Genomic DNA, 10485 nt, shown 5'->3' with positions numbered 1-10485 from the left:
GGTCAACTCCTCTGCAGGGGAAGGGAGACGGCCCTCTTCTGGTCCGGGCTGGTGGGCAGGGCGATCTCGGCCCAGCACCGCTTGCCCATGGATGTCGGCTCGGCGCCGTACTGGTCGGCCAGCGCGGCAACGAGAAACAGGCCGCGGCCGTTCTCGCTGCACTCGTCCGGCAGGCCGAGCTGGGGCAGCACGGGGCTGGAGTCGCAGACCTCGATGCGCAGGACGGTCGCGATGAGTTGCACGGTCATCGAGACGTGGCCGGTACCGGCGTGGCGGACCGCATTGGTCACCAGCTCGCTGATCACCAGCTCGGCGGTGTGCACCACCTCGCCGTCCAGCTCCGCCTTCCAGCCCGCTATCGCGTCCACGGCCTGGTGCCGGGCGGCGGTGACTGCGGTTGGTGTGGCGGGTACGGAGAGAGTGAGCTGGTGCGCTTGCATGAGCGGCCTCCCGGTGTAGGTGCGGCCACTTCACGCAACCAGCTCGTCGCGGTGGGTGGTTAGCCCAGGTGCCTGCGCTGCATCGGTTATGCAGGAGCTGCATCACGGCGAAGTACGGCTGATCTACGCTCGGTTGAGCAGGCAGGATCGGCGACGGCGGAAGGGGCCGTGGCAGATGGCCGAAGCACACAGCGAAGCGAGACGGATCGGCGAAGCGATCCGTCAGACGCGGGTGTTACAGCGGCGCTCGCAGAAGGATGTCGCCACCGCGCTCGGCTACCACCAGTCCAAGGTGAGCCGCCTGGAGAGCGGCCGTGGGACGGAGGACATCCGCGTCCTACGCGCCGTCGCGCAGGAACTCAGGATTCCGCCCCAGCAGTTGGGCCTCGCCGCTGCGCCCGATGCCTCCGCCGCCGATCTCGAAGCAGAGGACATGCACCGCCGTACCTTCCTCGCCGCGAGCATTGCTGCGCTCGCGACCCCGGCCGGCGCAGCCGCCGCCCACAACGAACTCGTACAAGCCCTCCTGCCCGGCCTGAGCCCGGCGAGCACCGACGCCCCCTTGGATACGGCAGTTCTCCGCGAGCGGGTCGGCACGGCCCGCAGGCTCTTCTATACCTGCGACTACACGGAACTGGAACGCACCCTGCCCAGCCTGATCGCCGACCTGCGGCTCGCCTCCAATGGCGCGACGGACAGCGACACGCTGTCCGCGCTTTTGGCCACCGCGTACCAGACCTCGACCAGCCTGCTGCTCAAACAGCACGACCAAGGCAACGCCTGGCTCGCGGTCGGCCGGGCGATGGCCGAGGCCGAACGCTCCGGCGACCCGGTGGTCCTCGCCTCCAGCGTCCGCGTCCAGGCCCACGTCCTGGCCCGGGAGAAGCACACCACCCAGGCCGTCACCCTCGTCCGGCACACGGCCGATCAGCTCACCGGCTCCTACGATCGACGCTCCCCGACGTACCTCGCGGCCGTGGGGCTGTTGCTGCTGCGCGGCGTGACGGCGGCCAGCGGTGGTGGCGACCGTGCTGCCACGGAGGAGTTTCTCGCCGAAGCCAAGGAAGTGGCCCGGTACGTGTCCCTCGACCGCCCCGACGCCTGGGCGAACTTCAGCCCCACGAACGTCGCGTTGCACGAGCTCAGCGCCTTGGTGGCCTTCGGCGATGCGGGCCTCGCCCTCCAAGCGGCTCGCCCACTTATGCGCCGGCACATCCCCGTCCCGGAGCGCCGGGCTGCTCTTTGGGTGGAAGCTGCCCGCGCCTACAGCCAGCAGGGCCGCCTCTCGGACGGCTACCAGGCCCTGCGCATCGCCGAGACCTGCGCCACCCAGGATGTCCGCCGCCCGGCTGTTCGCGACCTGGTCGCCGACATGGCTGCCCGCGACCGCCGTCGTACGCTGCCGGAACTACATCACTTCAGCCGCCGACTGGGAGTCCCCGCGTGACCGAGCAGAACGCCCCGGACAAGCAGCCCTTCCTGTACGTCGTCGTGTGCGCGTGCGGCATCGCCGGCGACATCGGCAAGCTGATCACCGCCGCGCAGGAACGGCACTGGGACGTCGGCGTGATCGCCACGCCATCGGGTTTGGGATTTCTCGACACCGATGCGATCGAGGCGCAGACCGGATACCCGATCCGCTCCGCCTGGCGCACGCCCGGCGAAGCCCGCCCACTGCCGCCTGCGGACGCGATCGCCGTCGTCCCGGCCACCTTCAACACGATCAACAAGTGGGCCGCCGGCACCTCCGACACCCTGGCCCTGGGCATCCTGTGCGAGGCATACGGGATGGGCATTCCCACCACCGTCCTCCCCTATCTGAATGCGGCCCAGGCCGCCCACCCTGCGTACCAGCAGAGCGTGGAACGGCTACGTGGGATGGGCGTCCTGATCGGCAGCTACGAGCCCCACAAACCCAAGGTCGGAGGCGGGGCTGACCGCTTCCGATGGGAGGAAGCGCTGGAGTTGCTCGCCCCTGTGCTTGCTGCCGCGGAGTGATTACCGCCGACGCGTTGATGCCTGACTCGGTTGCGGAACTGTCGGCGCGGCAGAAGGGGCAAGGCCCTGGGCAGGCCGATGAGGCGCGGCGACCGGAGCGGGAAGGTCCGCAAGCCGCCTGAGCCGCCAGACAAGGACATCGCTGACGGACTCCGCTGTAGACAGTTCCCGCGAGTCCGCAGCCTGTTGCAGGAGCACAGCGGCGTCGTGACCGGCCCGTTTCGCCTCTTGAAGGCTCGCGGCCAGGGCGGGCCAGCCCGGCTCGTCCTGGAGCCGCCGAGCCACATCCGGCGGCAGCACGGCCAGGACGGTCCGCGCGTGCCTGCGTTGTAGCGGAGCGGGTAGGCGCTGTCCGTTCGCGTGCATCACTGCCATGGGCGCCTGGGCCGCCGCGCTGTAGGCGGCGCGGAGGTGTTCGGCGGTGCGTTGGGATGCTTCGGCCTGCTGGGCGTGGCCGCGTGCGGCGTACCAGCGTGCGGCGGCGATGGCGGCCAGGAGCAGGACGTCTAGGACCATGGCGGTGGCGGTCCCGTCCGGGCCGCGGCCGAGGGTGGGGCCGGAGTGGATGATCTGGCGGGCCGCGCGGCGCAGGGCCTGCATCTGCGTGTCGCGGGCCTGGATGTGGGAGCGGGTGGCGCGCTCGAAATACCGTGCGGCGTCTCGCAGTTCGGTGCCGGTGTGCCCGTGGGAGGTCTGGGCGAGCGCGTCGAGGACCTCGCCGATGCCCTTCATGTGGGCGGCGACCGTTCCGTCGTCGGCGGAGGCTATCGCCACCAGGACATCCTCGGTGGCCTCGGTGGCGAACAGGCGAGCCCGGACGGGCGCAGACCGTCCGAAGGGCGATCCGGGGGTGGGATGTTCGGCCTCGGCGGTGGTGTGCGTGAACCGTTTGCGGATCTTGGGCAGGGACAGGTCCGGTGCGAGTGTGGACCCGGCGAACCAGATGGGTTCCTGGTCGCCGTTGCGGTCACCGACTATTGCGACCTTGTAGCCCAGGGCATCGCCGGACGGGGCGATGCGCTTGTTGATGCGTACGCCTTCGGCGGCGAGCCGGTCGAAGAACTCGGCCTCGTCGGCTGCCCCGGCCAGGGCGCGGTGGACGTGTTCGCGCAGCAGCTCGCGGGAGGCATCTTCCTGGCCGAGGCGTTCGGCCTTGTGGCGTTCGGCGCTGGTGGGGCGTTTGGCGGCGGTGCCGTCGCCTTCATTGAGGCGGCGGAGGCCGAAGTCCTTCTCGATCTTGCGGCATTCGGCCTGAGCGCGGGTGCCGTCCTTGTGGTGGCGGGGGCGGGTGCGGTCGGCACGGACGAGGGTGGCGACGATGTGGATGTGGTCGGGGGCGTGGCGGACGGCGATCCAGTGGCAGGCTTGGTCGTCGCCTTCGGGCGCGATGCCGGTGGCGTTGAGGACGCGGCGGGCGACGGTGGCCCACTCGTCGTCGCTGAGGTGGCGGTCGCCGGGCGCGGTGCGAACGGGGCAGTGCCACACGTGCTTGGTGGGGGCCTTGTCGCCGAGGGCGTTGACCCATTGGTCGAGGTCGGCGGCGAGGTCGGAGAAAGTGGCGTCGGGGTGGCGGCCGGGGTCGGGGACGAAGGGGTCGTAGGCGGCGACGATGTGCGGGTCGACGTGGGCTTCGATGTCGCTGGTTCGGTAGAGGTAGTGCAGCAGTCCGATGGTGCGGCTGCCGCGGGAGACGTCGGGGACCAAGGGTTTCAGCTCACTAGCTTCTGGGCGGTGGCCTTGACGGTCGTGGCGGCTTGGCGGACGTCGTCGAGGGTGCGCTGGAGGTGGATGGCGTCGCCGCCGGAGTTCAGCATCTTGGCGATCTGGTTGAGGTTGTTGCCGATGCGGGCGAGCTGGACGCGGGCGGCGTCGAGGCGGTCGAGGGCGTCGTCCTGGTCGAGCCGGGGGCGGCCGTGGAGTTCGGCGTGGACGGCCTGGGCGATGAAGCGGGCCTTGGAGATGCCCTTGGCCTCGGCGGCGGCGTCGATCTCAGCGGCTTCACTCTCGCTGGCGCGGAAGGTCTGCCGCTTGCCCCGCTGCTTGTCCTGGCGGGAACGGCGTCGGGCCGGCCGCTTCCCCTTCTGCGCCCGGCCGCCCTCGGCCGGGGCTTCCTGGTGCCGAGCCCCCCGGTGCGGGACCTCCTCCGTCACCCCTGGGGCGGGGGCAAGCGCGATGGACCGGCCCTTGGACGGTCCATCGCTACAGCTTGCTCCGCTGGTGGCTGGCGTGTCGGATGCGGCATTACGGGGAGCGTGGTGCTCATGGTGATTGTCGTGCATTCGGTTCGTCTCCGTGGAGTAGTGCGGGATGGGGTTGTACTCGCGGTGTCGAGCCGGGTGGCCGAGTCGGAGTTGGCTCTGCGAAGCCCGCGAGGAGCGGGCTGGCGGCGCCGCTCAGGTGGCCGTGCCGGGCGTTGGCGGAACGCGATCTGCCAACGCCCGGCGTTCTGCCGTGACGCTCATGCGGCGATGGCGTTCTTGGCGGCGGTCAGTTCCGCCGTGACGGTGGCGGCGACCTTCTGGGCGTCGTCTTTGCTGATGGTGTAGCCCTTCGCCCTGACCGCCTTCTCCAAGGCGGTGCGGGGGACTTGGCCGGTCTCGGTGCCGATGGCGCGGGCGATGGCCAGCAGCTTTTCTTCGGGGACGGTGCGTTTGCGCTGGCCCGCCCTGGGCGCTTTCTTGGCAGCCGACGTCATGGTGGCGGCGGGTTTCGCCTCGGGCGTGGGCGTGCTGCTCGCCTTGTCAGAGGGAGCGGTGGTGGCGTCGTCCGCCTGCTCCTGGCGGACTTGGCGGTCCTCCCTTGGCGTGGCGGATTCGGCGGGCGGCGTGGCGGGGGACGCCGCTGCCTCGCTGTTGGCGGCGAGGTGGCGGTTGATGACGAGGTAGAGGTGGACGGCGCCGGCGAGGGCGAGCGGGGCGATGGCGGACAGGGCGCCGGCGGTGGCGTTGTTGAGGTGGAGGCGGGTCCCCTCGTTGAGGCCGACGGCGTGTACGACGTTGGCCGAGATGCTGGTGCCGGTGGCTACGCCGACGAGCGTCCACACGTACAGGCGGGAGCGCACCGGGGCGGTGCGCAGGAGGAGCAGGGCGACGATGCCGATGGCGATGAAGCCGTCGATCACGAGGGGGAAGAGGTAGGTGAGCAGCCCGCGCACGTGGCTGGCGACGGCCATCTGACGCAGTGCGTCGTAGGAGAGGGCGAAGGCGACGGCGGCGAGCAGGACGATGCCGACGCGGATGCTGCGGCTGCCGCGCATGGCGGCCGGGGCTATCGGGGCGGGGGAGGGCAAGACAGGCACTCCAGGGGTGGTGCGGTGGGGCTTGTGGTGTGGAAGTGAGGGGCGTTCACGGAGGGGGCGTACACGCGGGCCCCCTTCTAAAAGGGGGCCCCGCGCGTGATCGCTTGGGTGCGTGTACGGCGTGGACGCTCGCGTGATCGCTTGACCTGCGGGTTTGGGATGAGCGTGCTCGCTGTGAGCGGTTCACGGCGGGGTGTTCGCGTGAGGGCCGCGTGTACGGTCGCGTGATCGCTTTGCGCGGGCCGGCGGGAGCTCAGCCGACGGCAGTGAGGTGGCGTGCGGAGGCGTAGTAGCGGGTCTGCTGTCCGCCTCCGGCTCCTCCGGCGATCCCGTCGGCCTTGGTGGCCAGGCCGCTGTCGACGAGGCGGGCCAGATGGCGTCGTGCCTTCTCCACATCGGCGCGGTCGGGGTCGCCCCCGCCGATCAGGACGGCTGCCAGGTCTCGGGCGGTCAGCCCGTTCGGGGCGTTGCGGAGCAGGACGGCGGGGTCCTTGCTGGGGTCGACCGTGGTGGTGCCGCGCACGTGGTCGTGGGTGACGTCGAGCGGGCCGATTTCCCCGGTGGGGGTCTTCAGGTGGTGGAGGGTGACGGCGGGGTCGCCTGCCCGGCCGGTGATGAACAGGACGCTGCCCGCGCCGGCGGTGATCCAGGTGGAGCCGTAGACCTGGTCCAGGCTGGGGCGCTGGCCGCGTGGGGCGTCTGCGGTGGCCTTGCGCTGGTGGTGCAGTTCCATGATCTCCACGCCGTTGCGCAGGGCGCGCATGCGGGCGTTGTGGAAGGCGACGGCGAGGCTGTCGTCGACCATCGTGCTGACGGCGTCCTTGAGGCTGTCGATCACTATGGTGTCGGCCCGGTGGGCGGCGGCGAGGTCGGCGAGGAGGTCGGGCTCCTTGTCGAGGGTGGCGGGCAGCGGGCCCTGCCAGACGACGAGCCGGTCGCGCAGGATCTTCTCGTCGGTGTTGAAGACGCGGCGGTCCATGGCCTTGGCGATCTGCTTGGGGCGGTCCATGGCCAGGTAGAGCACCCGCCTGCTGGGGGCGACCGGCATCTCCAGGACCGTCTCCTGCAGGCCGAGGCGGGCGAAGACCACCTGGTGGGCAAGGGTGGTCTTGCCGACGCCCGGAGCGCCGACGATCATCAGGCTTTCGCCCGGTGCCCAGACGGTCTTGTCGCGGGTTCCCCAGAGGGGTTCGGCGCTTGCGCCGGTCTCTTTGACGAAGGCCCACCCATCGGTGGCGAAGCGGGACAGGCGGCCTTGGCCCGAGGCGAGTGCGCGCTCGCGCTCGGCGCGTACCGCCGCTTCGATCTCGCTGCGTATCTCGTCGGGATCGGCGCCCGACTCCTGGGCGCGCTGGACGGTGCGTACGGCGGAGGCGAGCAGGCGGCGGAGGTCGGCCTTCTTGCGGATGATCTCCGCGTGGTGCTCCGCGTTGCCGGTGCCGTAGAGCGCGTCGGCGAGCTGGTGCAGGTAGACGGGGCCGCCGACACGCTGCAGATCGCCCTGCTCCTGGAGCAGTTCGGTCAGGACGATCGGGTCGGTCGGCCTGCCCTCGCGATGCTGGGTGAGCAGCGCGCGCCAGACCGTCTCGTGGGCAGGCCGGTAGAAGGCGTCCTCGCCCAGGATGGGCCGGACCGTGTCGATGACGTCGCTGTCGTGCATGCAGGCGCCGAGCACCGCGCGCTCGGCTTCCACGTTGAAAGGCTGCGTGGGCCCCTCCGGCGCTGACGCGTGGATGTCCACGGAGCGGGATGGCGTATTCGGTTGGGCATCGGTCATACTGGGCATCAGCTCCTCTGCTCGCGGGCCATACGGGACGGCAATCCCGGCCACGCGGGTCGATCGCTAGGGATGGCGGTTGAGAGGTTTGCGCTTGGCCCCCGGTGACAGCCGGGGGCTTTTTGCATGCGGTGCTACGCGGGGTGGGTCGCGGGGGACTCCTCGGGCTGATGGGGGTGAGCTACCAGCATGCCACACGAATTGCCGATAGCAGAAGCGCTCTGCGTATCGCAGAGTGCATGCTACTGTTTAGGCATCGCTGCAAATGGCAGTGACCTGCTACGAACGGAAGGAGGTGGACGTGGCAGACGACGACGCCCCACAGGGCGTGCTGCTCAGCGGCGAGGCGAACGTCGCCGTGCGCATCAAGCTTGAGCGCGAGGCACGCGGCTGGAGCACCAACGCCCTGTCCGACCGCCTGAACGAGGCCGGCTTCGAGATGAACCCGTCGGCGGTCTGGCGTATCGAGAACGGCAAGCGCCGCATCAACCTTGACGAGGCCATCGGCTTCGCCGACGTCTTCGGCATCGACCTGCGCAACCTCGTCGGCCCCCCGCAGCTCGCCGCCCAGGCCCGCGCCATGGAACTCATCGACGCTGTCGTGGACGCGTTCCGTGAGACTCGGCGGGCCAACGCCGCCTACACCCAGGCCCGCGACGCCCTGGACGCGTACCTCGCCGAGCACCCCGACATCCGCGAGGAAGCGGACGTGATGGTCTCCAACGCCATGGCCGAGGCGTCCGCCAAGCATCTGCTGGAGACGTACGGACCGCCGACCGCCGAGCACCACGACGAGGCCGACACCTCCGACGAGGCATAGCCTCCACTCTCTCCACTCCCGTCTTGGGCCCGCAAACCCCCAGGACGGGCGCCTCCACCCATCCCCAGCGATCGACCGGCGGGCCGGTGTTGCCGCACTCATGCCCGCCAGAAGAGGACCCACCCCTTGCGCCAACCCGCGATACCCCCTGTCTCCACATCGACCCCGCGCGCCGACTCCGCCTTCCCGCGCCTGTACGTTCCCGAGGAGGTTGCCGCCGTCCTCGGCTGCTCCGCCTGGTGGGTCAAGGACCGTGCCCGCCGACGGCTTATCCCCTTCACGCGCGTTGGCCGCGCTTACCGCTTCACTGGCGGGCACCTCGCGGAGATCATCCGCATGCACGAGGCCCGACCTGCCTTCCCTCAGCAGTACCCGGCGGCAGCTCACGCTCCCAAGCCGCCCACTACCCAACCCTCCCCGCCGGCTGCCGTGCCCACGACTCGACTGCGTGCGCGGTCCCCACGTCGCGCACGCGAGAGCCAGTTCGGGACCGCCGCTTAGGACGACGACGGGGAAGGGGAAGCACACATGGGTTTCGCGGAGAAGCGCGCAAACTACTGGCGCGGCCGGTACAAGACCGCGCCCGGCAAGCACCTCACGGTCGTCGACGAGCATGGCAAGGCGATCCGGTTCGCCACCAAGGGCGAGGCGCAGCGCGCCGCGAGCGAGGCCGAGAACAAGTACCGGCGCGGCGACTGGCGCGACCCGGCACTCGGCCAGGAGACCTTCGGCGAGTACGCGAACCGCTGGTACGAGGCCCAGGACCTGGCCGCCTCGACTATGCAGAACTACAAGCGCCACATCGAGGAGCACCTGCTCCCCGACTTCGAGGACAAGGCGCTCGCCGGCATCCTGCGCACGGACGTCGACCTGTGGGAGAAGAAGGAGAAGGCCGACTACGCGGCCTCCAGCGTCAAGACCTGGCGCTCGACGCTCCACCTGATCTTCGAGGACGCGATCGACGAGGGGTTGATTACATCCAACCCGGCCGCCCGACGGCGCGGGCGCGGCAAGCGCGCCGGCCGTTCCCGAGACCGCGGCCCGGAGAAGGTCGTCACAGATCCGTTCGGCATTCTACTGACTGCCGAACGGGCCGCCCTGCTCTCCGGCCGCGACGACGAGTTCGTCGCCGTCGTCCTCAAGGGGTACACCGGCATGCGCTGGGGCGAAATCGTCGGCCTGGAGACGGAGTTCGCCCGCCCAGGCTCCATCCGCGTCGAGTGGCAGCTGTATGAACTCGACACCGGCGAGCTCGTGCGCTGCCCGCCAAAAGACGACAGCTACCGCACCATCTACGCGATGGACTGGCTGTCGGCCCTGGTCGCCAACCACGTCGCCCGTACGAAGCCGACACCCTGCCCGTGTCACGGCAAGACCTACGTCTTCCGTGGCCAGGGCGCGGCCCGCACTGGCGGCCACCAGGGCGCGAAGCTCGTCGACGTCGCACGCCGTGCCGAAGTCTCCACGGGCACGGTGTCCAACGTCCTCAACCACCCCGACCGCGTCACCGAAGCCAAGCGGATGAGGGTGGAGCAGGCCATCGCGGACCTGGGGTTCGTGCGGGGCGGCGTGGTGTCGGAGCACGCAGCCCACTGGCGCCGAAACGGCTTCGCGACGTGGCTGTTCACCCCGGCGGTCTCCGGCTGGTACCCGAAGAAGGCGCCGCAGGAGGCCCGCCCCGTCCCGCTGCTCGGCGAGCCGAGGCCGGGTGTCCCGGTACGAGGACGTAACGCGGGCGAGCGGGCCGACTCCTGCTGGACACCGATCGCCAAGGGGCTCACTCCCCATGGCTTGCGCCACACTCACCGGACGGTGATGGAGGACCTCGGCACGGAGAAGGTCCTCATGGACGAACGCATGGGCCACATCGACGGCTCGGTCTCGGCGCGCTACGCGCACGTCACCCCCGGCATGCGCAGGCGCCTCATGGGCGGGTTGACCGAGCAGTGGGAAGCGTCTCTCGACGCCCGCTTGGTGCTGAGCCTCGGCTCACCGGTGAGCTCGCTGGATGCGCTGCTGCGAGCGCGTCTGGGTTCACGTCAGTAGCCGATGTTCGGGAGCCGATTCGCGCGATCGGCTCCCGAAGGACGGAAGGTGCCACGTCTTCATGAGGCACTGGAGCGTGCCGAGAGACTCAGCCCTGAAGACTCAC

General features: G+C 70.2%; 9 protein-coding genes. 4 read left to right on the top strand and 5 right to left on the bottom strand.

Going from position 1 to position 10485, the window contains the following annotated elements:
• Positions 1 to 2: 2 nt before the first annotated feature.
• Positions 3 to 440, bottom strand: coding sequence for an ATP-binding protein (locus tag OG568_RS24080; protein WP_329533056.1), 438 nt, complete (start codon positions 438 to 440; stop codon positions 3 to 5).
• 175 nt (positions 441 to 615) lie between these two features.
• Between OG568_RS24080 and OG568_RS24075 the strand changes: the two genes are divergently transcribed.
• Positions 616 to 1887, top strand: coding sequence for a helix-turn-helix domain-containing protein (locus tag OG568_RS24075; RefSeq protein ID WP_329533055.1), 1272 nt, complete (start codon positions 616 to 618; stop codon positions 1885 to 1887).
• Positions 1884 to 2438, top strand: a complete 555-nt coding sequence (locus OG568_RS24070; protein WP_329533054.1) for a flavoprotein — start codon at positions 1884 to 1886, stop codon at positions 2436 to 2438. Before OG568_RS24075 ends, OG568_RS24070 begins: the two co-directional genes overlap by 4 nt.
• Here the strand turns inward: OG568_RS24070 and OG568_RS24065 are convergent, their stop codons facing one another.
• The 4 genes from OG568_RS24065 to OG568_RS24050 all read right to left on the bottom strand — a co-directional run bounded on the left by OG568_RS24065 (position 2439) and on the right by OG568_RS24050 (position 7522).
• Entirely contained in the window at positions 2439 to 4142 is a 1704-nt protein-coding gene (locus OG568_RS24065) for a relaxase/mobilization nuclease domain-containing protein (protein WP_329533053.1), read from the bottom strand.
• 5 nt (positions 4143 to 4147) lie between these two features.
• Positions 4148 to 4588, bottom strand: a complete 441-nt coding sequence (locus OG568_RS24060; protein ID WP_329533052.1) for a plasmid mobilization protein — start codon at positions 4586 to 4588, stop codon at positions 4148 to 4150.
• Between the two features lie 308 nt (positions 4589 to 4896).
• Positions 4897 to 5736: a DUF2637 domain-containing protein gene (locus tag OG568_RS24055; RefSeq protein ID WP_443077740.1), complete on the bottom strand. Its 840-nt coding sequence runs from the start codon at positions 5734 to 5736 to the stop codon at positions 4897 to 4899.
• A gap of 253 nt (positions 5737 to 5989) precedes the next feature.
• A complete protein-coding gene (locus OG568_RS24050; protein ID WP_443077739.1) occupies positions 5990 to 7522 on the bottom strand; it encodes a DnaB-like helicase N-terminal domain-containing protein in 1533 nt (510 codons plus the stop codon).
• A gap of 256 nt (positions 7523 to 7778) precedes the next feature.
• Here OG568_RS24050 and OG568_RS24045 point away from each other — a divergent pair, with 256 nt between their 5' ends.
• Together OG568_RS24045 and OG568_RS24040 are read left to right on the top strand one after the other, a co-directional pair.
• Complete coding sequence (locus tag OG568_RS24045; protein ID WP_329533050.1) at positions 7779 to 8333, top strand: helix-turn-helix domain-containing protein; 555 nt, start codon at positions 7779 to 7781, stop codon at positions 8331 to 8333.
• A gap of 528 nt (positions 8334 to 8861) precedes the next feature.
• The gene (locus OG568_RS24040) at positions 8862 to 10379 is read left to right on the top strand and encodes a LacI family DNA-binding transcriptional regulator (RefSeq protein ID WP_329533049.1); all 1518 of its coding nucleotides are present in this window, start codon (positions 8862 to 8864) and stop codon (positions 10377 to 10379) included.
• Positions 10380 to 10485 lie beyond the last annotated feature (106 nt).

The organism is Streptomyces sp. NBC_01450 (genome assembly GCF_036227505.1).
In the GTDB taxonomy this organism is placed as follows: domain Bacteria; phylum Actinomycetota; class Actinomycetes; order Streptomycetales; family Streptomycetaceae; genus Streptomyces.
This window is presented reverse-complemented; position numbering and strand designations above follow the sequence as displayed.